Below are 25,864 nucleotides of genomic sequence, written 5' to 3'. Positions count from 1 at the left end.
TGGCGTTGGATAGGTGGTGTTATTCGCTGACAGTAACTTCCGCCGACAGAGCACACAACTCATCGACAATTGCTTTGGTCTGTTTGGAGTAGATAAGCTTATCTTTGGCCCCGACCAGTTGGATCATACGCACCTTACCGGATAATACTGCGTGTCGAACCACCCGTAATACCATTTGCAGGTCCAACACCGCATGGTCATCCAGACTGCGTCCCGGCACCAGAGAAGCCAAATCAATATTGAGCACCAGTTGGTCACAGTGCTGCATATAATGGTTGAGCTGGGTTTTGAGCTGACTGCGATGACGGAACTGAGACTCCTGATGCGTCACCCAGTTACAACCCAGATCTTCGGCATATTCCAGCATCGGACCAGATACACGCTCGGGGTCTATCCCCATGTAAAACAGACGTACATTGGCAAAACGCGACAGAGCAAAGTGAAACACTGATCCAACCTGAGGTTCCAGGCTCTGTTTTAAGGCAAGCTCGTGACCAATATGAATAATACCAACTTCATCATTATCCAGCACAATCACAGGTAAGGCTTTCAGCAGCACTTCATGGCAGTTGGCCAGTACTACAGGCACCGAACTCAGTGCCAGATTGCGGCTTATCAGATCCTCAAAGCGGAAATCCGCTTTGTCTTCAATCACTATGTGACCTGCATCGGCATAGTTAGGGGTGCTCTGCTGCTGATAAAGCCACTCTGATGATAACTCAAGGCTATGCTGGGCAAATTCAAACTCAACGCGAGACATGGGTTTCACGCGTTCACATACGGTCATAAAGGTAAACGCCGAAATGTGTGGAACCGCACTGCGGCTCAATCGGTAACGTTTGAATAAGCTTAACATGATGAATTACCTTTCCGGTGGCAACGCTCTCGCGGCCTGCAACACATGTAAAATGATCCGTTGCTTGTGAGTCTCAACCCGGTGTACCGGAGCCATCACAGAGATCGCACCAATCAATTTACTCCCTTTCATCACCGGAGCGCTGATACCTGATACCCCGGTATCAATTTCAGACTCACTCACGGCATAACCATGGCGGCGTATTTTTTCCAGTTCGGCTTGCCACTTTTCCATCTGGTGCTCTTCGCCGAAATAGCGCAGGATCTTTTCACAACGCTGCGCCGGCATATACGCCAACATTACTTTGGATGAGGCGCCACGAAGCAGGGGTTGACTTTGACCCTGGACGAAGCTGCATCGAAGCGCCTGCATACTTTCTTTCTGGCTGACACACAAAGCCCGGTAACCGACCGGAACCATGTAGGCTGCCATTTCTCCCGTCTGCTTCTGCAGCCGGCTTAAAACCGCATCAACCGCATCTAAATTATGCTGACTGGTTTCGTAACTGCGCATCAGTAATAACGCGGCAGGACCAATAATCAGTGTCTTGTCATGCGGGCTTTCCTCAATGAGATTCCACTCTTTAAGCAATTTGAGATGCCGATAGAGGCTGCTCAAAGGAACCTGGAGTTGCTCGCTTAATACTTTGGCTGATACCGGTTCATCATTTACCGCAACCTGCATCAGCAGCTGCAGTGATTTTTCGTTAACCTGATTCGCAGTGAGCTTTGTTTCTTTCATAACGATGTTTTAGCCTTTATCCTTGATAAGCTCAAACCTGAATTCCTATATAGCGAGAATTTAATTTTAATTAAAGCATTGCATTCTCACCTGGTGGGAATAGCCATAAAATTGGATTGTTTTTTGCCGAGTCTGCGCCAGATTCAAACGAACAACAAGCATGCAATATCGGTGTAAAGTGACAGCACATCCGCGTTTTGCAGCGATAAAAAAAGCGACGCTAATGCATCGCTTTTTGAACGGGTCACGCCAGGCGGTATCCGTTGCACAGAAGGAACTGCTAATCAGGCCAACTTAAACGTCGCCACTTTCGCGCTCAGTTCTGCCGCCTGATGACGCAGATCATTTGACTGATTCAAGCTATCGCTGGCGCCTTCAGCTAACTGCTCAGTCACATCCTTAATCGCGGTAATATTCTGAGTAATTTCGCTGGTGACATGAGTCTGCTCTTCTGCAGCGGTGGCAATTTGCGTTGCCATATCGCTGATTAACGCGACCGCGGCGTTGATCTCTTCCAGCGCATGCGCAGCTTTATCGGCATCCTCGACTGAACTGACCGCCAGGTCAGAACTGCTTTGCATCATGGTCACCGCACGTCCGGTCGTCGCCTGAAGCGTATCTATTGTCGACTTAATCTCTTCGGTCGAAGTATGGGTGCGTTGCGACAACACCCGTACTTCATCAGCGACCACAGCAAATCCTCGCCCCTGCTCTCCGGCACGAGCTGCCTCGATGGCAGCGTTGAGTGCCAGCAGATTAGTTTGCTCGGCGATACCCTGAATCGTCGCCAGCACAGCAGAAATATCCTGAGCATGCTGATTGAGAGCGACAATCACCTCTCCAGCCTGACCCACTTCCTGTGCCAGATTACTGATCGACGCGCGGGTATTTTGCACCAGAGTGCGGCCATTACTGGTACTGGTAGAGGAATTCTGCGCCGCGTGCGCAGTCTGCTCTGCGTGAGAGGCGATCTCCTGAGTAGCCGACGACATCTCCGTCACTGCAGTGGCCACCATAGTAATTTCCTGCTGCTGGGTGCCAAGCTCCGCAGCGGACTGATTGGCGCGCTGAGCGCTGTGTTCAGCCTGGCCACTTAACTGCTGTGACTGATGGCGAATATGACCGATCAACTGCTGTAAACTGGCCACAAAGGTATTAAAACTATAAGCCAGCCTGCCAACCTCATCGTTATTTTCGACCTCAATCCGCTGGGTCAGGTCACCGCTACCGTTGGCAATTTGCTCCAGTGCCTGGGCGACATTCTTAAGTGGCCGGAACAAGACATTACACAGCAGGTTAAACAGTACAATACAAACCACCACCACGATAAGTGTCGCCAGTAGCTGGCCCCACAATGCATCAAACAGAGGGGAAACCAGTGAGTGGTAATTAATCACAATCACCGTACTGAGCTGACTGCCGGCAATCGCCTTGGCATACAGAACATAGGTTTCGCCGTTGATCTCAACCTGAATATCTTCCCCTGAGTTCTGCGCACGCTGAATATCGGCAAAAGAGAGACCAAGCTCAGCAACACTGCGATTGAGCAGGCTAGGATCAGAATGAGTAAAAATATTACCCTGCTGATTGGCAATAAACATATAGCCTGAGCCCGGTAAAATAACCTGCTGCATGCTGTTGAGAATATCAGTAATCTCCACATCAGCTCCCAACACCAGCGACTGGCCATGCAGCTGCATGGCTTTCCCTAAAGAAACCACATTGGCTCCGGTTGCAGCCGCTACCGTAGGATTGTCCATATACACCTGCTGCGGATTGGCCTTCGCATTGATATACCAACCCCATTTACGCGGGTCGTTATTATCTGGCGGTAAGGTCACACCATTGGCATTTTGCTGCGAACCATCAGGATAGGCGAGAAAGACATTGTCAAACCCGGCAGCATGCCTGAGCTGCTTCAAGTGTGTCACTATCGCATCCGATTGCATCTCCTCAGACAACGACGTCAAAGCCAACTGCTTGGATTCCAGCCAGTCGGTCACATACTGGTTGTAAGACGCCGTGGTGCTTTGTAAACGCTGCTCCATTTCAACATCGAGTCGCTGAAGTGAAGCGTTAAACGATAACGTTTCCACCAGAACACTGCCGATGACAATCGCAGCACTGGCCGAAATGGCCAGTTTATTTTTTAAAGAAAGATTTTTGAACATAGACTATCCCGTTTGCATCCTGTTTAACCTGATCAACAAAGTCGCTCTAATAACAAATAAAATTATAGTTTTTTGGAATTGATGCCAATTAGATCTGGCTTACGAATCGGGCAATTACTTTACGTTGCCAGACCTAAAATCTAATCTGCATTTCATTCTGTAAAAAATCAGCCGATATTACTACGCTAAAATATCTCCCCCCGAAAGTGAGATTAGAAAAAAGGGAGCAAAAGCTCCCTTTGAAAAATTAAACCTGCGCTTAGCGCTTCAATAGTGCCCGCCAACTGGTCTCATCGGTTTGATAAAGCCGTAGGCTGGCGATAAAGCTCAGCGCTCCGACCGCAAAATAAATCAGCAAATTGAGCATACTGATTTGTGTCATTAATTCTGCCATATCGCTGTCGGTCAGCAAATGCAGCGGCAAAGCGAAAATTTGGTCAAAGAAACGTTCAAACCAGTCACTGCCCGTCAGGCCAAACGTCACCCATTGCAGCGCATACACGCCGACAAACATCACCATAATCGGCGCACTGACCAGCTGAGAAAGCAGCAGCGTAAAACAGGCCAGTGGCAACAGTGCCAGCGCCACTAACACCATCCGCAACAGAAACAGCAGCCAATGAACAGGGATGAACAGCACATCACGCTGATTGTAAAATAGCGTGATCGCATCGTCTGTCATCACATTCACCACCCACAACAGGCTATCAACCGTCACCACTAACAGCGAGCAAATCAGCGGGATCACCAAAAGTCCAAAGCCGAGTTTAACCAAGTGAATACGTAAGTTACTGACCGGCATACTGCGCCAGAACATAAAACTGCCTTCCTGACGCTCTTTACGCAGTGTTTTCGGGAAATAGAGCGTACTGAGCATTACCGACAATAAACCCACGCCAGCCATCAGCAACGAGCTGAACTCATCAACAAACTGCAGATCAAAATCTTCAAAGCCACTGCTGCTGATTTGAAAACTGAAATTAGCCGATAATCCCCCATTACTGAGCAGTCCGGCGAACAAAACCAACACGCAAATCAAGACAAACAGCGGGATTCGGGTGACAGATTTGTGCTCCAGCCACTCTTTTTCTAGCATATAAAACGCAGGATGCATCAGTTGTTCTCCTTTTGCAGCGCCAGAAACAGGTCGGCCAGTTTTACAGTGTAAATACGCCCCAGCGTTTCCACCTGAGGCAAACATTGCGCAGCCAGCAGCCAACGCGTAGTACCTAAACCTGGCTCAGAGGCCAAAGGCTGATAAGGAGCAATCTGATCCGCCAGCGTCGATGGCGCCTCCAGCACAAAATACCCCTGCTCCACATCGGCCATGCTCTGTTGCAATACAACCTTGCCCTGTTTGAGAATCAATACATCCGTCAGCAGGTGTTCGATCTCGGCCACTTCGTGACTGGCAATGATCAGGCAACGCTGCCCGTCATGAAACCACTCCAGCAGGTGACGGTAAAACGTATCACGATAAATCAGATCCAGCCCCAATGTAGGCTCATCCAGAATCAGCACCTTAGTATCCGTCGCGATGACCAGGGCAAGATGAAGCTGAACCTGCATCCCTTTCGACAGTGACTGAATCTTGCTGCGTGCCTGAATATTGGTTTTACTCAACACCGCGTTGGCTTTTTCCAGATTAAATTTCGGATGCACCCCGGCGGTATAACGCAGCAATTGCTGCACCGTCATCCACTGTGGCAGCACGTTGACATCTGAAATATACGCCAGGTTCTCCATCACTTTGTCACGCTGTTGAATCGGGTCCAGGCCGAGAATGGCGATCTCTCCCTGAAAACGATGAGCCCCAAGCAGAGCTTTAATCAGTGTCGATTTACCAGCACCGTTATGCCCCAGCAAGCCCAGCACCTGTCCGGGGTTAAGAGTAAAATTCACCTCCTGCAGGGCCGCAGCCGTGTCAGCACCGGCATACTGTTTAGACACATGTTTCACTTCAACATATGGATTCATGATTCACCCTTGACGTGTTGTTTAAGCTGCTCAACGAATTCATCCAGCGACATATCGATTTGGGCCAGCGTTGCGGCGATGTGCGGAATTTGCTGCTGCAGAAACTGCGCACGTTGCTGACAGCGCAGTGCCGATACGGCGCCTTCGGCAACAAACATACCCTGCCCGCGACGTTTTTCGACCAGTCCTTCATCCACCAGCAACTGATAACCTTTCATCACAGTTAAATGATTAATTTTCAAATCCGATGCAATTGTACGCACCGAAGGTAAAGCCTCACCTTCCGGCCACAGACCCTGCGCAATCTGCGCGATGAGTTTATCCGCCAGTTGGCGAAAAATCGGCTGGCTATCGTGCCACTCAGTCACTATCATACACCGATATAGTGTTATACATAGATATAACACTATATCGAATCTGGCAGATACGCAACCCTAGTCTTTCGCGACGCAGAAATCAAAAAGCTCTGCCGAGGCAGAGCTTTGTATCAATCAATATTCAGTGGTCAGTTGACGGTACAGTCCGAACTACCAATCCGCTGCCACACATCCCACTGGCCGGACAACGTAGGATCATTACCCTGGGTCCACCACTTGGCCTGCCACACACTGCCTGCCCAGTTCACCTGGTCACCGCCAACATACACCGCACCGGCTTGCCACAGGTTATCGCACTCTCCGCTGACGGGTGCCGATTCATGTACAATGATCCGAATGGTTGCTTCGCTAGTGCTCTGACCATCGCTGACCATCACTGTGAAGGTTAGCGTGGTGTTTTGGTTGTACGCAGGAGCGATAAACGAAACACGGCCACCGTTGACACTCGCCTCAATCCCTTCCGGAATCTGCCAGTTGAAAGTCAGGGCATCACCATCGGCATCACTGGATGCTGAAGCATCGACCACAACACGGTCTCCGGCCTCAGCCTCAGCCGGGGCAGTCAGCGTTACCACCGGTGCATCGTTTTCAGTTTCTGTAGCGGCAGGCTGCACACTCACGGTGATACTGTCTGACGCGGTTGCGCCATCGTTATCTGTCACTGTCAGCTGAAAAACCAGTGTCTGCTCCTGTTGCACCTCATCGACAGTAAAACTTAGCCCAGCACCGGAGGCATCACTCAGCGCCACCACAGGACCGGAGGTCTGCTGCCAAGTGTAGTGTGTAATAGTACCATCACTGTCCGTTGAAGCGGACCCATCCAGCACCACCACGGCCGGACCGGTCACCACCTGATCCTGACCGGCGTCAGCAGACGGCACACGATTGGTCACTGGCAGCCCGGAGCCGGATAGTCCCTCATGCATCGCGTTGAGAATATCGCCGTTGTCACCGTCAATTTCCCACGAGAACAGACCCGCCAGCCCTAAACTACGGGCATAATCCGCTTTGGCTTTTACTGAGCGTGCATCATCAAATGAAATCAGTTGTCCGGTCTCACGGTTCCAGACCCAGGCAGCTTCCGCCTGTTGATCATAACCATATTCAAAGCCATTGATCCCCTGATTGTCGCTGCCCAACATATTGGCTTTAATACCTTTGTAATCGATCACGCCCGCTTCCCATACACCCTGAGCAGTGGTGCCGGTCAGTTTACCTTGTCCACTTCCGGTCATCGGGTCGGACGGTTCGCTCAGACTCGATGGCATAACGCCGTCCCAGCCACGCCCATACATCGCGGTACCGAGTACCAATTTACCCGCCGGCACCCCTTGTGCGAGTAAAAGCTTTATCGCGTTGTCTGCGGTATAAGCCGGCCCTGCGTATGCCACACCGCTGGCATCGGTGCCATCACCTTGGCACTGGCCCGGGCGCATAAAGCTTCCGCAGTACAATGCCGCCTGATGACCAGGAACATTATTCCAGCCGCCGTAGAAATCGTAGGTCATCGCAAAGATGTAATCCATATATTGCGCGGCCTCAGCGTAGTTCACGTCTTCAATCTTGTCATAACCGGATCCGATAGCCGACGTCAGCTCATAAGAGCGCCCGGTGTCGGCTTCGAGTTCATCTAGCATAGCGCGTAACTCACGCATCAGCGCAACGTAAGCCGGACCATCGTTTACCGGATCACCCAAGGTTGCTGAAGCACCGTCCCCGCCGGGGAATTCCCAGTCAATATCCACGCCATCGAAAAACTTCCAGGTTTGTAAAAAGCGCTTCACTGAAGCCACAAAGACATCGCGGTTGGTCTGACTGGTGAAATCAAAAAAAGGGTCGGACAAAGTCCAGCCACCAATCGATGGAATGATTTTCAAATCCGGGTAACGCTGTTTGAGCGCCATCAGCATCCCATAATTCCCTTTTATCGGTGAACTGAACTCATGGCCAGCCTGCGGAAAGCTTTTCTGATAGGCAGCCCAAGGATCATGAATGACCACTTCATAGTCCGGCACTCCCTGACACGCGGTCATCAAAGCGTTATAGCTGTTGCCGCCGACCGATTTTACGGATTCATTCGGACCGCAAATCGGAATAAATCCGTACAGAATATGGGTCAGGTTCTGAGCCGGAATGTTATCCACGCTGTAGTCACGACCATAAATCCCCCACTCGACGAAATAACTGGCTACGACGCCATCCGCTTTTTCCGCATAAGTTTTATTGTTGGGATTGATGTTCATCGGCAGCGGTTCCAAATGAGCACCATCGGTGTCGGCAATGAGCAACTGAGTCGGAGCACTGACGCTACACCCGCTGTCATCACAAGCTGCAACTTCAAGTTGATACTTACCCCCCTCACTGTAACCAAAACTGGCCGTGGTCTGACTCGAGGTAATCGGGCCGGTCGCGACTTCCTGACCATCAAAGTAAATTTTATAGTGGTCGCCGGTTTCAGCGCCCCATTGGTTGAAAAGGATGCTGATCGGCGCTTCATCCTGATAATGTACCATCTGCGAATAGCCTGCGGTCGCCCCCATATCCAGCTCAATTTTGGAAAACTGCAGATTATTTGAGCCATAAACGTCAATACTCGGTGTCGAAGGGAGCGCGACTGCCGCTCCGCTGATCGATATTGCCACACACATGACGCCCCATGAGACACGATTTATCATTGTTTTTAAATTCCTTTGTTAATAGAAGCTTAACCTGCGCCATACTCTGTATAAACGATTAACAGAATGACGTTCTATTAACTATAGGGAGTGTTTATTTCCAATAGAAAAAAACATCATAAAAACGGAGTCGGAATCACAGTAAATAATGACCAAATGATAAATTTATTAATCATAAATCATCAAAATAACGTCCTAATTCCAAAAAACATCACCTCGAAAAAACGAGTTTATTTTTATTGACAATAAAGAAACCGGACAGAAAACTGATGATTCAGCGATAACAGAACGTGAGCGCTGACGAGCCCGATAAATCTGAGGTTAGGTTAAGTTTTGATGAAATCTGGCCTGGAGTCGCGCCGAAAACTTGCTTTTCTTCGCTACAATCGGCACCCTTTTCGCTGATTACGCGAAAGCGGTTTAAAGGATAAAACTCATGAATATAATCAAACCCTTAACATGCATTATAGCTATCGCTTTCAGTGCAACAGCAGCGGCAAAAGTCACGCTGGCGATCCCTGATACGATAGAAATGCTGGTCGTGAACGGCCAAAAACCAGAAACGTCAGGCAGCATTTTTTCATCGGTGACCTCAGTGGAACTGAAAGACGGCGAACAACAAATCGTGTTCCGCTATCACCCATATTACAGCCAGGGTAGTGAAAGAATTGGTGTGGAAGGCGATGTTGTCATTGCCAAATTTGATGCAGCAGACCAATCTCTGAGCTTCGACATGCCGACATACCGCAACGCGACCGAAGCAGAAGAAAACATCAAATCTATGCAGTGGTCACTGCGTGATGATAAGGGACAGGCGCTGCAGGTCACACAAGACCGCCTGATTAAAGAAGGCATGCAGATTGGTCGTGACTACAAACAAGAAACGTTTGAGTACAACCTGAGTGGCGGTGAAGCCGCTGTCGGCACCGCCTTCATCAAAACCGGTAAATCGAGCAATGGCGCGGCCAACGATACGACAGCCGAAGAAATGCTGCATTTCTGGTACAACAAAGCCGATGCGGCAACCAAAGCGCGCTTTAAAGCTTACGTCAACAAGTAAGCCTCTACGTGATTTAAAAAATAAACGGGCTGTTCAGCGCCCGTTTATTATCTCTGTTTTTAAGCCCGACACCGTGTTTTTCAGCCTACCGCCGACTGCAACCCAACTTCATTCTCATCAGCCGATAACCAGTAGCAGTGCTGGGCGTTATGCTGCAGACAGGCGAACACATCACCATCAAGCTGATGATTCGCAACCTGCTCAGCAATAATGTTTAATGACTGCTCGAGCGACATGCCTTGCCGGTAAGGCCGTGACTGGGTCAGCGCCTGAAACACATCAGCCACCGCAACAATACGGCTCGGGCCATCCAGCTCCTGCGCGGTTTTTCCGAGCGGATAACCGGAGCCATCCAGTCTTTCATGATGATTCGATGCCCAATCGCACACCAGTGATGAGGTATGAATGTTCTGCAGAATAAATCGCGTATCGGTCGCATGCCGCTTGATGCAGGTATACTCTTCAGCCGTCAGTGTTCCCTCTTTATGCAGCACGAAATCTGGCGTTCTCAGCTTGCCGATGTCATGCAGCAATCCCGCCAGGTAGAGCAGTTTCTGCATTTTGGCAGAATAGCCCATTTTCTTAGCCAGAAATTGTGATAACAAGGCGACCTTCAAAGAGTGTTGGAAAGTAAACGGACTTTTGGCGTCGACGATCTTAGAAAACAGCTCGGCAATTTCAATCCGTTCATTGAGATTCAGATTACGGGAGAACAGAGGTGCGGCTTCGAGTCGTAACAGAACGGCCTCAATGTGCTGGGGATGCATTGAAAACCAAAAATCATCATTGCCCACCAGATCGGCCATAACCTCAACCATATCAGCCGCAAACAGAGTGCCCGAATGAGCCTGCAATTGTTCGATGATTTGGCGTTTGCCGGCGGCAGAAAGGTTGCCAAATAGGTCTTTATGCTGATGAAAATAGAGATGATCAACCCGGTTGGCGAGATAAATCAACCCGGCAATTTGTTTGTCGTGCGAATCCATTGCCAGCGTTTGCAATTCATGCCAGGCCGTATGATGGTAAAGTATCGGCAAAGCAAAACGGGATAGCGGCCCACATGCACTCAGCAGATTAAATCCTTTTTCACAGTGGCGGGCAAAACTACCAGGCCGCCGAGTGGCCGCAAAAGTCATCAATGCGGAATGCTGAGTAGAACCGCAATCATGAACCAAACCGGCAGCAAAAGAGAGCTGAGCCAGCTCTTGATCCCAGCCCATTCGTAATGCGCACCGGTAAGCCATATACCCGACCCGATGACTGTGATGGAGCGTATCAAATCCGACGTCATCCAGAGCCTGTGCAATACTCAGCAAGACCCGGCGCAGATCAATGCTGACTTTTTCCTCACAAGTTTCCATAAAGCTAACTGACTACTTTTTTATATAATAATGTCAGCAAAGACTAATACAAACTGAGTTATCCGTCCCTAGTTTTATTAAGGTTTTGATGTATTCTGTGACGGTAATTGTGTGCTACTGAGAACTTGTTGGAACAGCATTCTAATAAAGTTTGAGCAGCTCCTTGTTAATGCTACAGTTTGCACACTTTTCACCCACCATGGATCCCGTCATGTTTACGTTAACGGTCGATAAAAATCTGCAGCTGGCTCTGATTGAAGAAACCTTTGCCCCCCTTTACGCCCACTTGGTTGCTGCGCATCGGGACTATCTATGTCAATGGCTTGCCTGGCCGGCTTACTGCCATTCAGAGCAGGACTTCCGCCTGTTCGCCCAAACGATGCTGCACGATTATGCCGATGGTAAATCGATGACATGCGCCATCTTTTACCGCGATGAACTGGTCGGCAACTGCAGCCTGCAAGAGATCAACCCCGATCTGCAAAAAGCCCGGCTGGGCTATTGGCTGGCCGAGAACCAACAGGGCAAGGGCATCATCACCCGCTGTGTGGCAAAGCTAATTGACGTGGCATTTACCCGCTATCAACTGGAAAAAGCAGAGCTGGCTATCGCAAACGGTAATCAGCCTAGTCAACAAGTGGCAAAACGGCTTGGATTCCGTCAGGAAGGCATCATCACCCGTGCGGAGAATCTCAACGGGCGAATTGTTGACCATGTGATTTATGGTCTGTCGCGCACTTCCAGGTAAGACCTTTATTTCATCGCTAAAAAAACGGAGCATCTTGCTCCGTTCTTGTAGCGGGGGAATCTTGACGACTTTACTGCCAGAAGAACATCGCAATCGCAGTCAGTAGCGCGATACAGGCGATATTCAGGAACATACCCACCCGCATCATCTCACTTTGTTTGATGTGTCCGGTCGCAAACACAATCGCATTCGGCGGCGTCGCAACCGGCAGCATAAAGGCGCACGACGCGGAAACCGCGATCAGTACCGACAGCAGTACAGGCGAGATACCAAAGGCTTCTGCCACGCTGGCAAACACCGGGATAAGCAGCGCCGCACTGGCGGTGTTACTGGCAAACTCGGTCAGGAAGACCACAAACGCAGCGATCACCAATACAATCACGAACAGACCCAGATCAGCAATCATCGAACTCAGCTCATTGGCCAGGAAAACACTGGTTCCGGTCTGCTTCAGTACATTACTCAGACAGATACCACCACCAAACAGCAGCAATACCCCCCAGTCAGCGGTTTTCTCAATGTCTTTCCAGTGCACAACGCGCGCGAAGCTGACCAGAATAATCGCACCCAGTGCAATGATGGTATCAAAGCTCTTGAAGCCACCCAGCATCGCATTCACCGGCTTACTGAAGATCCACAAAAAGACAATCAGGGCAAAAATCGCCAGCGTCACCACTTTACCTTTGTCCCACTGGACCGGGTCATGGTTAAGCTCAAAATGGCCGCTCAAATCCGGTTTAAGCAAAAAGTACAGCAGAGTAATCGCCATAGGCAGCATGACAATGGCTGTCGGCAGACCAAATTCCATCCAATCGGTAAACGAAAGCCCCACTTCCGCGGCTGCGATGGCATTAGGCGGACTGCCCACCACGGTCGCGATCCCGCCAATACTGGCGCTGTAGGCAATACCCAGCAGGACAAACACGTAAGTGCTGTGACCACGGTCATCATCGACCTTGCTCAGTACACCCAGTACCAGCGGCAGCATCATCGCCGCGGTCGCGGTATTACTGATCCACATCGACAGTATGCCGGTGACACCAAACAGCATAAATACCGCTACGCTCATCTTACCGCGCGCCATGATCAGCACTTTATCGGCGATGACTTTATCCAGCCCCTGACGATGCATGGCCGCCGCCAATGCAAACCCGCCCAGAAACAGGAAAATAATTGAGTTGGCAAAGTTGTTCAGTGCAGCCTGGGTGTCAAATACGCCAAACAGCACCGCCATCACCGGTACCAGGATCGCGGTTACCGTGACATGCAGTGCTTCGGTCAGCCAAAGTACGGCAATAAACGCCAGCATACTGATACCCAGCACGACATTGGCTTCAAATGGCAGAGTATTAAACAGGATGGCAAACAGGGCGACATCCGCCAGCACGATCAGACTATTACGGTTAAAAAACCATTCTCGGGTATTGTTAGGTAAAGGGACACTATCATTTCTATTCATTATTATGCTTCCTTGTGGAGGCCATACGGCAGTTCTATGTTCACATAGTTTGCCAGCTCCGGGGCAATTATTATTGCCAAATTGTTAAGCCAATCAAAACTCTTACACCCAATTTAACATCATGAAATAAATAGAATTAATAAAGATCCAAAATTTAACAAAAATGAAAAATACCCGTTTCATTTAAAAATATTTATCTAATCAATGAATTTAACAATATTGTCAAATGCATTTAGCACTTCATTTCCTTTCATGATACGCCCGTGCCCCTGATTCTGCGTGGTAATCAGCATGACATGTTCTATTTCACGCGCCGCTTTTTCCGATTCGGCGTAACGGGCAAATTTATCATTTTCATCATGAACAATAATCGTCATTCCCTGGCGCTGTCTGAGCTTCTCCAACGGCTGAATAGAATGAATAGGATAATGATACTCATCCTGTACCTGATTCACGACTTCTTCAAACAGACGCATCGAATAGCCAGAACGGGCCACAGTACCAAATAGGTTATCGAGATAGTCCAGCACTGGTGCAATCAGCAGCAGTGGACACTGGGCCAGCTTGGCATGACGGCACTCCAGCGCGGTGACGTTACCCATACTGTGTCCGATAAGGCCAGCCACGTTATCTTCACTGTCGAGAATACTCTCCAGACCACGGACGAACGCAGGAATATGACCAAACATACCTTCACTTTCACCATGCGCCGGGTGATCGTAAGCCAAAGCTGTAAAGCCCTGCGCCGCAATGTGTTCCATCAAAGGGAAGAACTGGCTAGATGATCCGGACCAGCCATGGGTCAGAATCCATACCGGGCCCTGACCAAGACGGTAAGTCGTCAGTTTGCCCTCCGAAGAATCGACCTGTGATTTGATCAGCCGTTGCGGCAGCGCATTTTTGCCCGTCATGCGTGCCGGTGTCAGCAGCAGCTTGCGCGCGGTTTTACGGGCATGGGCCGGGGCCAGCGTGTGGTGCAGACGGGTGGTCCAGTTGATCATCCGGCGGCGCAGATGCAGACCACGGGAAGTATTAAAGTAAATCTTGTCACTCATTATGTTGTCCTTGACGAGGGCTCAATAAAAGAACGCTCGTGCTTTTTAATCCTAAATTTTTTCGCCTCAGGCGAAGAATGAAATCAGGCCACCAGACGACTCCGGCCCGTGCCTAACCTAACCAACTGGCAAACAGCCTATCCACCCCTTGCCAGAAATGCTGCTCACTGCGTTCCTGGCCATACAGGGAGTAAAACAGATGCGCGCTGAGATACAAGCCATACAATTCGTAACTGGCCTGCTCAATCGCGAGATCACGCTTAAACTCACCGCTGATCACGCCTTTGCCAATCTGGATTCTCAGGTACTCTATCCAGCTGGCAATGGTCGCTTTCAGTGCTCGCTGCAGGGCACATTCGCTGTGTCCCGCCTCACGCCACGCATCAAGAAACATACAACTGCCCTGAAAAGACTGATTCCAGTTGAGCCAGTTGGCCAGGATATGGCGCAGTTTACCCTGCATATTGCCGTCATCCAATTCACGCGCCGGGGCGATCACCCGCGCCACGAAGGTCTGATTGGCATAGTCAAGCACCGCCAGCTGCAAATTCTCTTTGGCGTTAAAATGCGCAAACAAGCCACTTTTGGACATCCCGCACTGCTTGGCTAACTCGCCAATCGTCAGGCTCTCCAGACCATTGGCGCTCGCCAGCTCAAAAGCCGTAGCGAGAATATTATCGCGGGTGATTCTACCTTTGCTCATATTGACCACTATTATCGAATATCCCTCCATTTTTAGCACGTTCGTTCTATTTTGCAAATAGCATTTCTCGCCCTGTTGAAACTATGAAACAATGAACAAACTTCACCCGCGTTTAAGGAAGGATATGCAAGGCATTCTCGAACAACTGCAATTTTCTGCTTCTATCACCGGACCAATCTGTTTAATGCTGGCGCTCGGTGTCATCTTCAAACGGATGAACTTAATCAATGAGAATTTTATCGACGTCGCATCACGCATGGTGTTCCAGGTTACCCTGCCTGCCCTGCTGTTTTTGAGCATAGTCGGCTCTAAGCATGACTTCTCATCCAGTATGCCGCTGATCCTGTTTGGTCTGATTGCCAATTTTGCCTTCTTCCTTTTCACCACCTGGACCACCAAACGCACCGTACCGAACCCGAAAGATCAGGGCGTGGTGATTCAGGGTGGTTTTCGCGCCAACACCGCGATTATCGGTCTGGCTTACATGGCCAACACTTACGGTAACAGCGGCGTAGCGCTGGCGGCGATTTACGTGGCCTCAATGACCATGCTGTACAACATTCAGGCCGTGATCACCCTGACGCCAAAAGGCAGTACCAGCGGCCTGCAGGCGGCGAAACTGATGGTCAAAACCCTGACCAAAAACCCGCTCATCATTTCGATTGTGCTCGGCATGATTTGCTACTTTCTCGCCGTGCCAATCCCGCAGGTGGTTGAAAAAGCCGGCCACTACTTTGCCAACATGACACTGCCACTGGCGCTGCTGTGCACCGGCGGCTCGCTCGATATTCGCTCTCTTCGGGATGATAAAGTCGCGGCATGGATTTCCACGGCTTACAAACTGGTACTGGCACCGCTGATGATCACTGTCGCCGCGATGATTTACGGCTTCCGCGATATGGAACTGGGCCTGATTTTCCTGATGAGCGCGTCCCCAAGCGCCGCCGCCAGTTACGTCATGGCGCGCGCGATGGGCGGCAACGCGGCACTGGCGGCCAATATTATCGCCATGACCACGGTCTTTTCACTAGTGACCTGTACCCTGGGAATATTTCTGCTGTCGACCTTCCAGTTGCTGTAAGGCGCTGCCTGATGAAACCAGCCAGATAAAAACGGCACAGCAGCGCTGTAGCCCCTAAGCTTTACAAATACAAGTTTAACCCGCCCAGAGCGTAAGGGAGCAACAATGCGAATCCGCTGGTTATGTTTGCTATGGCTGCTGTCAGTCTGTACAGCACAGGCTGACAGTCCACAACGATGGGAAATAGCCAAAAACGAGGATGGTATTACCATTCACACCCGCCATCATCAGGATGGTCTGGTCGAAATCCGCGCCCAGATGTTTGAGCAAACCAGCTATGCGGCTTTTCTGGCGCTGCTGGAAGACAGCGCCAATCTCCCGAACTGGATAGATAACGTCTCTTCCAGCCGTGTACTCAAACAGCTCTCACCCAATGAGAATATTGTTTATACCCGCTTCAGCGCCCCTTGGCCGGCGCGCAATCGCGATATGGTAACTTATTCCCGCTTTGAACAACCGAACGGCGCTTTTATTCTCACCATCGAAGATGCTTCAAACCGCTACCCGCCACAGCCGGACTATATTCGCATTAAAGGGGTCAAAGCGACCTGGACACTGGAAAAACTCACCAACGGTCTGACTCATATTGACTACATTGCCTTCGCCGATCCGGGCGGCAACCTGCCAGACTGGATGGCCAACAAGCTATCCGTCTCCAGCGCCTTTAATACCTTTCAGGGCCTCAGACAGCAATTGCCCAAATACCAGCAGCGCCAGCATTCTCAAGTCAGTGAGTAATTACCACAGCTTGGCATAAGGCAGATAAATCAGATTCAGCACCATCAACAGCGTCATCACCCCAAACGTCAGCTTCATGCCGATCACGCGGCCTTTGAGCTGATCATTTAATATTGCTTTAGCATGCAGCACGCGACCGACCATAAAAGCAATCCCGCACAGATGGATCCACCATACGGCGGCACCATTCGTTTCGGCCAGCCCCATCAAAATCAAAGTGATCGGTACATACTCAGTCGCATTGCCCTGCGCACTACACGCCAGAGTCAACGCATTCACACCACCGTCCCTATACTTCACTCGATGGCGCCGACGTTGCTTGATGACCTGCACCGCCAACCAAATCATCAACCCAGCCAAAATGACGGCATACAACGCTGTAACCATAAGATTTCCTTAGTATCAATTGAGGAGATAAGTGTAGATGAAAAGAACGCAAAAAGCGCTGCTCGGCAACGCTTTGAGTATGAGTGTAGATAGCATCAATATCAGGCCTGTTTTTCTTGCCAGGCCTGCATATAGCGGCTGCACGCATCACCAATACTAAAAATGGTATGGCCTTGGGCATATTCGTTGCGAGCCAGCATGTCATTGACGTAATTGAGCTCTGCACTTGGCTTTTGCCATTGTTCTTCTGGCAGCGGCTTACTCCACCACCTCAGGAAAATCATCCGTGCGGCGTTTTAATCTGCTCATTTCGTAGTTCGTGCGCCAGATACCCAGCATCGTGCCGTTGATGTACCACCACAAACACCAATATAGCGGTATGTCTTGTGAATAAGTCGGTCACATCGTCTTGCTTTTGATAGAACGGGTCATATCGGCAGCAGGCTAGAACGGCTGATCTGTTCGTTGACAGCAGAGAAAGGGAATGCAGAGGATTTCACTTTAATTCCAACTCTAATCTATCAAACTAAACACTCTAAAATATAATAATTACAATAAATCATCTATTCACCTGAAAGATTACCATTATATATAGGATGCTTAAATTGATCATTTAATTTCTTTATTTTAATATGATTAACATTGTTGTGATTTTTTTTAATAATATCAATAAAATCATTTTTATCTTGAAATGTTCTAAAAAACACCCTTCCTATAAATTCTGGTTCTAAGGTAGTCTCCGTGTTTATATCAACAACAGTATCGCTTGTTAGATCAAATAAAGTTAATTGTTTGGTGAATATGATTTCTAATTTATCAACTTTATGATTAAAGTTTATCATACCAAAAGATAGCAGAGCAAACCCCCCAACTCCAACGAAAGCTAAAGGCCCCACTATCACTAAAGCAACAAGGCATACCAAAATTCCCACCCATGCAATACCTCGTACAACTGTATAAGCAGTTTCAGGAACCACAACCTGCTCTTGATAATGGATCCCTACATGAGTCAAATGATAATGATAATGTCGATCAGGCCAAAGTAAATATCTTATTGTAAACATAACCAAACAAAATATAATACACAAAAAACAAAAACCTAAACTCAATACTGAAACATCGGATGCTATAAAGAAACTAACAGGTATAATACCAGCAATAATAACTGCTACTATCCAACGGATAAGTGGTGCATTGCGACCAGCGAAACCTGAAAAATCCCACTCATAAATAGTTAGACTTTTATAAAGTTGATCGTGTAATTCTTGAATATATTCTTCATTTATCATCTGGATTTCCTACTAATAAATTTCTTTTTCCGAAGTCTTCATCTTCGATAGGATGTAAAGCTAACTCGCCATTACTTTGTCCTTTTGCACAAAACTGTATCGCTTTATTTTTCTGATTTATCCAATTAAATGGCAGAGCAAGGCAAACACTTACGATATCGTGATCACTTCCTCCTAGATTTAAGCGATATAAAAGCTTTTCATCGTCTGACTCCCATTTTCCTAACTGCTCATTAATCAATACAAGCGATTTTTCATCCGTTATATGATATGAAGATGGAGACTGTTTAGGCAAGCGTGTAATTTGTAAACCAATAGTTCTATTTTCAAGATATGACGGTACTTCTATTTCAAGCTGCCACTGCATTTTAAAATTATAACGTTGATTATCAGGAAGCTCTTTCAGTACAGACTTCAAACGAATAACCGGGCGATGAATCAATAACTCAAGATTGATTAATTCTTGCGTCGGTGGCCAAGATTCGGTCTCTGTCCCCCATGTCGAATTTATGAGCCATTGCTCCATATCGGATCGTTTAAATACGTTGGTCATTATTACCGCTAGCAGATACAGGAAACCAATAATTGATAAAGCAGCTAGCATCCACCCTGCATAAATGGCTCCAACAGTGATTGAAAATAATCCGAGACGACTAGCAAAAAATGTTATCAGTTGCACTGAAAAAACTGCTCCCTGCGCAGCTGTCGCTACCATTTTAATACCGTAACCAATCCTCTCCATATCAGGCTTGGAACTATCGTTTAATCTTCCCCAGCTCTCCCAAGTCTCTAGCGCACTGGCAAGCATGCCAACAGTTGAAACTAAAGCCATCGACTTAGAAAAAGTTTTCAGCGCACTACCGGCTACGGAGCCAGGATTGTTGTTTATAGCCATATTTAAAGATAGTCGTAGAAGACTTTTTCTTGTAGCGATTATCTCCCACGATTTAGCTACACTTATCGCTCCAGCTGCTGCCAGAGTGTATCCTGTTGCATATAAAGCTTCTCCTACAGCGGGATTGTCTAGCGGACTTAAACTCGAATTGTCGGCAAGTTTTTGAGGTAAAGCCTCCAGCACCGCCATGGTGTTCCATAAGTTAAGGGCAAACACCAATCCCCCCAGGCCTCCTAAAGAGTTACTGACAGATGTGCTGTTCACTTTTGTTTTTTGCCACACAGCTTCAAGCTTTTCATTTACGGACTGCTGGAAAGTCTTCATCGCCGCTTGTTCTTTGAGCGTGACCATCATAGGTAACTCTTTACTATACAAATTTTCAAGCTTACGCCTGGCTGCGTTAGCCATACCAACCTGATGATTTTTGGGACTTATTTTTCCCGGTTTGAGATTAATCGCCCCATCGATCTCTTTGAGTATATTGTTCAGTTTAACTCCAAAATTTCCCAATTCTTTTGCATAGTTGGGGTTAGACTTAAGAACCGCATCTTCATTAACGATGTTTTCTACTAAAATCAGCCTGATGTTTGAGAGCAAGCTCTGTGTACCCGGTTTGCGTGCATATTGATACGGGAACAGCAGTTCCTGCAACGCTCCCCAGCTGTCTTTTGCCTGGTTAGCAATGGCGCTTTGCATCGCAGAAAAACTAAGTTGAATCGGATCAATTAAGGACTTAAACCAAGCCTTCTCCTGAATACGGCTATCGCCGGTGAAAGTATCCCAGTTCGCAATCGCAGTGGATAGCGCCACCATATCACTCGGCGTCGAGAGGGAGAGAAACGAAGTACTAAAATCTTTGACATGCTCATTAATTGCTTTATTGGCTTCAACAGAAAAGCCAGCAGAGGCTAGTGCCATCAAATTTTTCGGCGAATCGAAAGATAACTCTTTCTTAAGCCTTGCCAGCCCCTTCTCACTGCTGTTGGCTTGGGTTACCACTGCTAAAAATTGACTCACCAAATCCATTAAATAGGCTTGCTGATACGCATCCTGATTATCTATTCCCAGAGAAACAGGATCTGTGCCAAGCTGATTAAACGCAGTCATAAATTTGGCATAATGGGCTTGTATTTGTTCATCCAATCCTTCTAATTGGGTGTAATGCTCAATAAGAAAATTATCCAGGTCATCCCACCGGACTTCATCATGGAACACATTGTTTTTTGTCTTCCAGTCACGCATTTGTTGGCTGCTAGGCGAGAAATTGTACATTCTCTTCAGTTCCGCCAACTGCTGATCAGCCTCTTTTTGTATGGGAGAGTCAAAGATAGGCACTACCCCCTGACTGGCGGCATCGGTAAATTCTATTTCAGCTAACTCAGCGGTAGCAACATACTCGGTCAGCGCTTTTTCAAACTCTAAGAGACGAATCGGATCTTGCTTTATGTATTCAGGCAGGTCTTTCTCTTCAACAGTCACTCGCCCCAGAGAACGCGTTAACGCCGCCATTTGCAGCTTATGCTGTTTATCTTCATCCCCCATCAATTGACTACGACTCCCAACTTGTTTAGCAAATTGAATAAAGAGATCTGAGGTGTCTGCCAATGGATCATCCAAGGCCACAAAAACCGCACTGGTTTGCTCTGGCAGATCGCTAAGATATTCACTACTCGCTGCAGCAGGTTTAACTGCGACCAAATTAAACTCACTCTCGCTCGGAGTATCGTCTTGTTGCTCAGAAGCGGATAGCGGAGTACACGTATGTTCAAACAGTTCATTCTGATCTGAAACATCGATATCAGCGACATAATCACCTAAATAGCGGGCGAATTGAGCATGAGGAAGCGCTGAATTTTCATCACACTGATTTAAGCTTAACTTGCGCATTAAAGCATTGCGACTACCTGAGTCAGAGCGCATATGCTCGCAAACCCGCCATGTCCAGCGCTGATGAGCGTAACCAATAAACAGCGTATGTGTTGAGGGATAAAACAGGCAGCTTTTTGTCTCACCTTTACTTCCCCGCCCAGCAGCGGGTTTTGTCGCTTCATCTGATGACCAGTCAATCTTGATAAACTTACAGCCAAGCACCTGATATTCATGAAAAGTATTGGCTGTTTGATCAAACACGTAAATCCAGCCATCACGCAATTGCCTCAAAGTATAGTGGCGCTCGTCAGACTTGAACCGTCCTTGCCATCGCTTGCCATCGTCGGGGAACGGATGCAGTTGATCACCATGTTCATCATTATCATCAAACGCATATCGGACCGGAATAATACCCAACATAGACAGCTTAAGCGGACAAGTACCGGCCGGATCCTGAGAATCTTTTGTCTGGCCGGATTTGGCTGAATTCATTGCGCCACTCATGCTTGTCTCTCCTGCGATTGTGAATACTGGTATGCCAGGTTTGCTGCTGCTTCAATACGTTGTGATGGGGTTTGTTGCGAAGGTTGATGAATCAACTGATAAATATCTGCATAAACCGGCTCTTGAACGGCTTGCAGGCCGACAAAGCCGATGACATTAAAAAACATCAACAGGTCACGCTCAGAGCTAAAGCCTTGCTGATAGGCATTTTCGGCCTGCCGTGCCAGCCAGCCAGGCTGAGAGGCATGTTGAGCCAGTGTTTCCGGAAACCAGCGCAGCATATGATTTTCGATACTTTCCAGGGTATTACACCAGGTTACCTGACCCAATAAGCGCCACTGCTCATCAGAAAGCTTGTAGGTACCTTGCTCTACCGCAAGCAGCGCGTCAGGCTTTACCAAGTGCTGCCATCCTTTTCGGGTGGGTAGCCAGGCCTGATTCATCACCTGCCATAAATTGGCCACTCCGGTACTGAGCAATATGTATCCACATTCTGTGTTCGCCATTTTGGCAAATACTGAAGAGCCATAGGGGGATTCGACCTGAATCAGACTTCGTAACCCATCCGCGACCTGATTGAGTGGCAGTGATGAGGAAAAGAAATACCCCGCCATCGCTTCATTTAACTCTAAAAACCAATCTGTTACCGATTGTGTCGCTCTGATGACATACGGCGAAACCGGCAGCAATTCCTGATACGGAGCATCGAGATAAATCGGCTCCAGATCCAGCTCACCTTTGAGGCCATACAGCTTAACCGCAAGATGTTCAATCTGCGCACCATCGACCAAAAGGTAAAGCACCTCATGTGAATCGATAGTCATATCTGGAACTGTGGTCACTAAGTTTGCTTTCATGCCTGCTCTTTTGCCTCTTCACACACTTCACAAACCGGGTCTTTACCTTTCAGCGCTTCAATCTGCCGGCTTTTCAGCAGCGGCGACATCGATTGCTGACTGGCGGTGATGCTCTGCGCTTCAGCGGCTTGCGGCGCAGCCACCGCCTCTATCCCCCCTGGCAATACAGCCGTCAGGCCGCCGTAGCCAGAGCCTGAGCTGGCACTGCCGCCGGAGTTGAGGTTGATGGCTGAGCCGACCGCGTGTACGCCAGCCGGGTCAATTTTGATGAAGCTGCCGCCGCCCTGAATGGTGATCTCGCTTCCTGCGTCCAGTACCAGTTTGTTGCCCGCTTTAAGGTGAACTTCGCTGCCGGCTTCAAAGATGGATTTGGCGCCGACTTTCTGCTGCAGTCCGCCGCCAATGTCGACGCTGTTATCAAGGGCAATATTGGTCCGGCTTTCGCCGCCGATGGTGAGGTGCTGGTTGTTGTGCACCTGAGTAAAACTGTCATTGGTGATGGTCTGATGTTTATCGTGCTTGATGCGGTAGGTCTGGTCGTTTTCAATCAGGCGCTCGAGATCTTTCTGCGCGTGCAGATAGATCTGCTCACTACCAGCCTGGTCTTCCAGGCTCAGTTCGTTGTAGCCTTCGCCCTGATGGGTCTGGGTGCGCAACACAGTTTTGGTTTTATTGTCCGGCAAGGGGTACGGCGCCACATTCGTCGCGTGGTAGGTTCGTCCGGTGACAATCGGCTGATCCGGGTCGCCGTTTAAGAACGACACGATCACTTCATGGCCGATACGCGGGATAGCCAACATACCGTATTGGCTGCCGGCCCAGTCCTGAGCAACCCGCACCCAGCATGAGCTGTGCTCGTCGCGGTTGGAATCGCGATCCCAGGGGAAATGCAGTTTGACCCGGCCATGCTCGTCACAGAAAATCTCTTCACCCTGCGGGCCGACCACAGTGGCTATCATCGGGCCGTCTACCTGAGGTTTGGTTTGCGGCGTGGCGCGCCAGTTCATATTACCCGGAATGAGCTTAAACTGGTTGGCATAAGTCGTGGCACCACTGCCGCCCGCCTCTTCCAGTGCCTGTGGCTGCCTGCCCTGATGCGCAATACTGACCACCAGCCACTCGCGGTTGAGACTGTCATCGCTGTGCTCAGTCAGAGCAAACTTAACCCCGGCGCGCAGCAGCGGCTGATTACTGCGCCCGCTGGCGCTGTGGGCGTCACGGCGCAGATAGTCGAGGCGGATCTGGCTGTACGCTTTGCCGTTGGCATCATCTTTATAGCGCCCCGGCGCATCAAAGTGTTGGTAACCGTCCTGCTGATAGGCCATCTCGGTGCCGGTCGCGCTTTGGGCAAACGAGTAAGCCGGCTTTTTAAAACTGTAGTCACGCAGCGCTGTGTGGCTGACTTCCGCCTGGGTATTGCTGCTGAGTGCGGAGATGTAAGGCGTATCCATCACGCCGCCGGCTAACGTGTTGTACGGCACCGGCACGCCGAGTGACGGCAGAGAATCTGACGCATCACTGAATAACAAGGTGTGCTTGCCTTCTTGATGCACAAAGCTGTACACCAGCCCTTCTTCGGCGGCCAGACGATGAACGAAATCGAGGTCAGATTCGCGGTACTGGACACAAAACTCACGCTGCGCGCAATCGCGGGTCAGGGAAAAGGCATACTCATTAATGCCCATCTCCTGCAGCAGCACAGCGATGATCTCCGGCACGGTTTTAAGCTGGAAAATCCGGCTGTTGTGACGCAGTGACAAACGCTCCAGCGCCGGCACCAATGTCAGTGAGTAGAAGGTATGGTGATGACCGGTATCGCCGCGGCTGAAGCGGCGCACAATGCCGTTGACGCGCTGGACCAGCACATTGTCGCGATAAAACGTCAGCTCTGCGGTTTTGTCGACGATGGCGTCAGCGCTCAGGTTCGGTTGCCGGCTGGCCAGTTCAATCTGATAGCGGAAACCATGACAAGGCGCACTACCCTGCCACTCACTGGACAAGGTTTCCTGCCCGTTAAACGCATGCACCACCAGGGTGTCGTCTTCCAGCCCTTCGACCTGAATTTGATAACTTAACGTCGCCATGCTGCCATTCCTTGCTACTCGGTAAAGATGGGTAACTGCTGAGTTAAACCGGTTGACGCTGTGCGCTCAGCCGGACAAATTTTTGCTCACCCCTAAACGCAAAACACCCGTGACCATGCTGATACAGAATGGCGCGGGTCAGATACTTTGGGTTTAAGGCTGACAAAGTTGCCCGCCAGCGGCGGGCAACTGAGTTCGAGCGTGACTTACCCTTCGACAGGCTTACGCCAGTCATCAGAACCTGAAGTACCCGCGTTAACGTGATCCCAGGTGATTTTGCGGTAAGACATAGACACAGTCAGGTTCTGAGTGAAATCAGATTTCGCCGGATCCTGACAGTGTGGCATTTCGCAGTGAATATCCACGATAGAGGCGTTCTCCAGCTTAGTGGTGAAGAAGTTCTCTTGTTTGCCTTCAATAGAGGTACGGTACCATTTCAGTTCAACGTTGGTCATCTTCTCACCAGACGCCAGTGCGTTGTACAGCAGAGGAACCGCTTTGTTCAGAGACACAGTGAATTTAAACGGCTTGTGTACACGCTGACCAGAAGGCTGACCAGATTGTGGGTCAGTTGGCACAGTCACGTTGTGATCGAACTGCTGAACCAGCATTTGATCTTCGTGACCTTCAACGAATGAATCGCCGATAGAATCCGCAGTACAAGCGCCTGCAGTGATAAGACCCTGAGTTTGACCTTCGATAGAGATATAACATGGAGTTGGCATTGCTAATTCCTTTCTAACTGATGATGTCGTTTAATGCGACGATGATTGAAATATGCGCCGGGCGCGAATTCAGTCATAAGGGAGCAAGGTCAATGCCAAAAACACAACTATTAAAAATCAGTTAGTTATATTGAATTAACTATTGTTAGAGCAACAAACTGCCTCCGGGTGAGCAACATTTTGCTTGGCGGGTAAACTTCTTCCTGCGCTGATGGATTGAGACAGATATGAAAAAGCCCGATTTACACTATA

22 protein-coding genes are annotated in these 25,864 nt (G+C 49.1%); 4 read left to right on the top strand and 18 right to left on the bottom strand.

Translation table 11 applies throughout. The features are described from left to right. Positions 1 to 19 precede the first annotated feature (19 nt). The 7 genes from E6C74_RS05480 to E6C74_RS05450 all read right to left on the bottom strand — a co-directional run bounded on the left by E6C74_RS05480 (position 20) and on the right by E6C74_RS05450 (position 8,797). Positions 20 to 856, bottom strand: coding sequence for an arginase (locus tag E6C74_RS05480; RefSeq protein WP_136483696.1), 837 nt, complete (start codon positions 854 to 856; stop codon positions 20 to 22). A gap of 6 nt (positions 857 to 862) precedes the next feature. Next, positions 863 to 1,597, bottom strand: coding sequence for an IclR family transcriptional regulator (locus E6C74_RS05475; RefSeq protein ID WP_136483695.1), 735 nt, complete (start codon positions 1,595 to 1,597; stop codon positions 863 to 865). A gap of 284 nt (positions 1,598 to 1,881) precedes the next feature. Then, the gene (locus E6C74_RS05470) at positions 1,882 to 3,768 is read right to left on the bottom strand and encodes a methyl-accepting chemotaxis protein (RefSeq protein WP_136483694.1); all 1,887 of its coding nucleotides are present in this window, start codon (positions 3,766 to 3,768) and stop codon (positions 1,882 to 1,884) included. Positions 3,769 to 4,027: 259 nt separating this feature from the next. Further along, positions 4,028 to 4,882 carry a hypothetical protein gene (locus E6C74_RS05465; RefSeq protein ID WP_136483693.1) on the bottom strand — a complete coding sequence of 285 codons (855 nt, stop codon included), beginning with the start codon at positions 4,880 to 4,882 and terminating at the stop codon, positions 4,028 to 4,030. After that, the gene (locus tag E6C74_RS05460; protein WP_136483692.1) at positions 4,882 to 5,745 is read right to left on the bottom strand and encodes an ABC transporter ATP-binding protein; all 864 of its coding nucleotides are present in this window, start codon (positions 5,743 to 5,745) and stop codon (positions 4,882 to 4,884) included. The genes E6C74_RS05465 and E6C74_RS05460 overlap by 1 nt, the downstream gene beginning before the upstream one ends. Further along, a complete protein-coding gene (locus tag E6C74_RS05455) occupies positions 5,742 to 6,113 on the bottom strand; it encodes a GntR family transcriptional regulator (RefSeq protein WP_136483691.1) in 372 nt (123 codons plus the stop codon). The genes E6C74_RS05460 and E6C74_RS05455 overlap by 4 nt, the downstream gene beginning before the upstream one ends. 137 nt (positions 6,114 to 6,250) lie before the next feature. Then, positions 6,251 to 8,797, bottom strand: a complete 2,547-nt coding sequence (locus tag E6C74_RS05450) for a glycosyl hydrolase family 18 protein (RefSeq protein ID WP_240798126.1) — start codon at positions 8,795 to 8,797, stop codon at positions 6,251 to 6,253. 445 nt (positions 8,798 to 9,242) lie between these two features. Here E6C74_RS05450 and E6C74_RS05445 point away from each other — a divergent pair, with 445 nt between their 5' ends. Then, positions 9,243 to 9,857: a DUF2057 family protein gene (locus tag E6C74_RS05445; protein ID WP_206208386.1), complete on the top strand. Its 615-nt coding sequence runs from the start codon at positions 9,243 to 9,245 to the stop codon at positions 9,855 to 9,857. An 80-nt stretch (positions 9,858 to 9,937) separates the two neighbouring features. On the opposite strand, the gene E6C74_RS05440 is transcribed toward E6C74_RS05445, so the two are convergent. Continuing rightward, entirely contained in the window at positions 9,938 to 11,218 is a 1,281-nt protein-coding gene (locus E6C74_RS05440; protein ID WP_136483689.1) for an HD domain-containing phosphohydrolase, read from the bottom strand. A 211-nt stretch (positions 11,219 to 11,429) separates the two neighbouring features. On the opposite strand from E6C74_RS05440, the gene E6C74_RS05435 reads away from it, so the two are divergent. Beyond that, the gene (locus E6C74_RS05435; protein WP_136483688.1) at positions 11,430 to 11,966 is read left to right on the top strand and encodes a GNAT family N-acetyltransferase; all 537 of its coding nucleotides are present in this window, start codon (positions 11,430 to 11,432) and stop codon (positions 11,964 to 11,966) included. Positions 11,967 to 12,036: 70 nt separating this feature from the next. Here the strand turns inward: E6C74_RS05435 and E6C74_RS05430 are convergent, their stop codons facing one another. From E6C74_RS05430 to E6C74_RS05420, 3 genes are all read right to left on the bottom strand, one after another. Further along, complete coding sequence (locus E6C74_RS05430) at positions 12,037 to 13,425, bottom strand: DASS family sodium-coupled anion symporter (protein WP_136483687.1); 1,389 nt, start codon at positions 13,423 to 13,425, stop codon at positions 12,037 to 12,039. A 197-nt stretch (positions 13,426 to 13,622) separates the two neighbouring features. Beyond that, positions 13,623 to 14,480 carry an alpha/beta fold hydrolase gene (locus tag E6C74_RS05425; protein ID WP_136483686.1) on the bottom strand — a complete coding sequence of 286 codons (858 nt, stop codon included), beginning with the start codon at positions 14,478 to 14,480 and terminating at the stop codon, positions 13,623 to 13,625. A gap of 112 nt (positions 14,481 to 14,592) precedes the next feature. Beyond that, positions 14,593 to 15,183 carry a TetR/AcrR family transcriptional regulator gene (locus tag E6C74_RS05420; protein WP_136483685.1) on the bottom strand — a complete coding sequence of 197 codons (591 nt, stop codon included), beginning with the start codon at positions 15,181 to 15,183 and terminating at the stop codon, positions 14,593 to 14,595. A gap of 124 nt (positions 15,184 to 15,307) precedes the next feature. Between E6C74_RS05420 and E6C74_RS05415 the strand changes: the two genes are divergently transcribed. Together E6C74_RS05415 and E6C74_RS05410 are read left to right on the top strand one after the other, a co-directional pair. Then, a complete protein-coding gene (locus E6C74_RS05415; RefSeq protein ID WP_136483684.1) occupies positions 15,308 to 16,264 on the top strand; it encodes an AEC family transporter in 957 nt (318 codons plus the stop codon). 105 nt (positions 16,265 to 16,369) lie between these two features. After that, a complete protein-coding gene (locus tag E6C74_RS05410; protein WP_136483683.1) occupies positions 16,370 to 17,002 on the top strand; it encodes an START domain-containing protein in 633 nt (210 codons plus the stop codon). Here the strand turns inward: E6C74_RS05410 and E6C74_RS05405 are convergent, their stop codons facing one another. From E6C74_RS05405 to hcp-2, 7 genes are all read right to left on the bottom strand, one after another. Next, on the bottom strand, positions 17,003 to 17,389 hold the full coding sequence (locus tag E6C74_RS05405; protein WP_136483682.1) for an MAPEG family protein: 387 nt from the start codon (positions 17,387 to 17,389) through the stop codon (positions 17,003 to 17,005). A 101-nt stretch (positions 17,390 to 17,490) separates the two neighbouring features. Beyond that, on the bottom strand, positions 17,491 to 17,673 hold the full coding sequence (locus E6C74_RS05400; protein ID WP_136483681.1) for a hypothetical protein: 183 nt from the start codon (positions 17,671 to 17,673) through the stop codon (positions 17,491 to 17,493). Between the two features lie 279 nt (positions 17,674 to 17,952). Continuing rightward, positions 17,953 to 18,678, bottom strand: a complete 726-nt coding sequence (locus E6C74_RS05395; protein WP_136483680.1) for a hypothetical protein — start codon at positions 18,676 to 18,678, stop codon at positions 17,953 to 17,955. Then, the gene (locus tag E6C74_RS05390) at positions 18,668 to 21,946 is read right to left on the bottom strand and encodes a T6SS effector BTH_I2691 family protein (protein ID WP_136483679.1); all 3,279 of its coding nucleotides are present in this window, start codon (positions 21,944 to 21,946) and stop codon (positions 18,668 to 18,670) included. Before E6C74_RS05390 ends, E6C74_RS05395 begins: the two co-directional genes overlap by 11 nt. Then, a complete protein-coding gene (locus E6C74_RS05385; protein ID WP_136483678.1) occupies positions 21,943 to 22,803 on the bottom strand; it encodes a DUF4123 domain-containing protein in 861 nt (286 codons plus the stop codon). The genes E6C74_RS05390 and E6C74_RS05385 overlap by 4 nt, the downstream gene beginning before the upstream one ends. Then, a complete protein-coding gene (locus tag E6C74_RS05380) occupies positions 22,800 to 24,887 on the bottom strand; it encodes a type VI secretion system tip protein VgrG (protein WP_136483677.1) in 2,088 nt (695 codons plus the stop codon). Before E6C74_RS05380 ends, E6C74_RS05385 begins: the two co-directional genes overlap by 4 nt. Before the next feature lie 206 nt (positions 24,888 to 25,093). Further along, a complete protein-coding gene (gene hcp-2, locus E6C74_RS05375; protein WP_136483676.1) occupies positions 25,094 to 25,612 on the bottom strand; it encodes a type VI secretion system effector Hcp-2 in 519 nt (172 codons plus the stop codon). Positions 25,613 to 25,864: the final 252 nt, after the last annotated feature.

It is taken from the genome of Vibrio sp. H11, from assembly GCF_004804295.1.
Classification (GTDB): Bacteria; Pseudomonadota; Gammaproteobacteria; order Enterobacterales; family Vibrionaceae; genus Vibrio; species Vibrio ostreae.
This window is presented reverse-complemented; position numbering and strand designations above follow the sequence as displayed.

Excerpts from the sequence above, each read along its gene's own strand:
- E6C74_RS05460 (WP_136483692.1), bottom strand. The coding sequence starts at position 5,745 with ATGAATCCATATGTTGAAGTGAAACATGTGTCTAAACAGTATGCCGGT.
- E6C74_RS05405 (WP_136483682.1), bottom strand. The coding sequence starts at position 17,389 with ATGGTTACAGCGTTGTATGCCGTCATTTTGGCTGGGTTGATGATTTGG.
- E6C74_RS05470 (WP_136483694.1), bottom strand. The coding sequence starts at position 3,768 with ATGTTCAAAAATCTTTCTTTAAAAAATAAACTGGCCATTTCGGCCAGT.
- E6C74_RS05410 (WP_136483683.1), top strand. The coding sequence starts at position 16,370 with ATGCGAATCCGCTGGTTATGTTTGCTATGGCTGCTGTCAGTCTGTACA.
- E6C74_RS05435 (WP_136483688.1), top strand. The coding sequence starts at position 11,430 with ATGTTTACGTTAACGGTCGATAAAAATCTGCAGCTGGCTCTGATTGAA.
- E6C74_RS05465 (WP_136483693.1), bottom strand. The coding sequence starts at position 4,882 with ATGCATCCTGCGTTTTATATGCTAGAAAAAGAGTGGCTGGAGCACAAA.
- E6C74_RS05390 (WP_136483679.1), bottom strand. The coding sequence starts at position 21,946 with ATGAGTGGCGCAATGAATTCAGCCAAATCCGGCCAGACAAAAGATTCT.
- E6C74_RS05415 (WP_136483684.1), top strand. The coding sequence starts at position 15,308 with ATGCAAGGCATTCTCGAACAACTGCAATTTTCTGCTTCTATCACCGGA.
- hcp-2 (WP_136483676.1), bottom strand. The coding sequence starts at position 25,612 with ATGCCAACTCCATGTTATATCTCTATCGAAGGTCAAACTCAGGGTCTT.
- E6C74_RS05480 (WP_136483696.1), bottom strand. The coding sequence starts at position 856 with ATGTTAAGCTTATTCAAACGTTACCGATTGAGCCGCAGTGCGGTTCCA.
- E6C74_RS05420 (WP_136483685.1), bottom strand. The coding sequence starts at position 15,183 with ATGAGCAAAGGTAGAATCACCCGCGATAATATTCTCGCTACGGCTTTT.
- E6C74_RS05400 (WP_136483681.1), bottom strand. The coding sequence starts at position 17,673 with ATGATTTTCCTGAGGTGGTGGAGTAAGCCGCTGCCAGAAGAACAATGG.
- E6C74_RS05430 (WP_136483687.1), bottom strand. The coding sequence starts at position 13,425 with ATGAATAGAAATGATAGTGTCCCTTTACCTAACAATACCCGAGAATGG.
- E6C74_RS05395 (WP_136483680.1), bottom strand. The coding sequence starts at position 18,678 with ATGATAAATGAAGAATATATTCAAGAATTACACGATCAACTTTATAAA.
- E6C74_RS05440 (WP_136483689.1), bottom strand. The coding sequence starts at position 11,218 with ATGGAAACTTGTGAGGAAAAAGTCAGCATTGATCTGCGCCGGGTCTTG.
- E6C74_RS05475 (WP_136483695.1), bottom strand. The coding sequence starts at position 1,597 with ATGAAAGAAACAAAGCTCACTGCGAATCAGGTTAACGAAAAATCACTG.
- E6C74_RS05380 (WP_136483677.1), bottom strand. The coding sequence starts at position 24,887 with ATGGCGACGTTAAGTTATCAAATTCAGGTCGAAGGGCTGGAAGACGAC.
- E6C74_RS05450 (WP_240798126.1), bottom strand. The coding sequence starts at position 8,797 with ATGATAAATCGTGTCTCATGGGGCGTCATGTGTGTGGCAATATCGATC.
- E6C74_RS05385 (WP_136483678.1), bottom strand. The coding sequence starts at position 22,803 with ATGAAAGCAAACTTAGTGACCACAGTTCCAGATATGACTATCGATTCA.
- E6C74_RS05425 (WP_136483686.1), bottom strand. The coding sequence starts at position 14,480 with ATGAGTGACAAGATTTACTTTAATACTTCCCGTGGTCTGCATCTGCGC.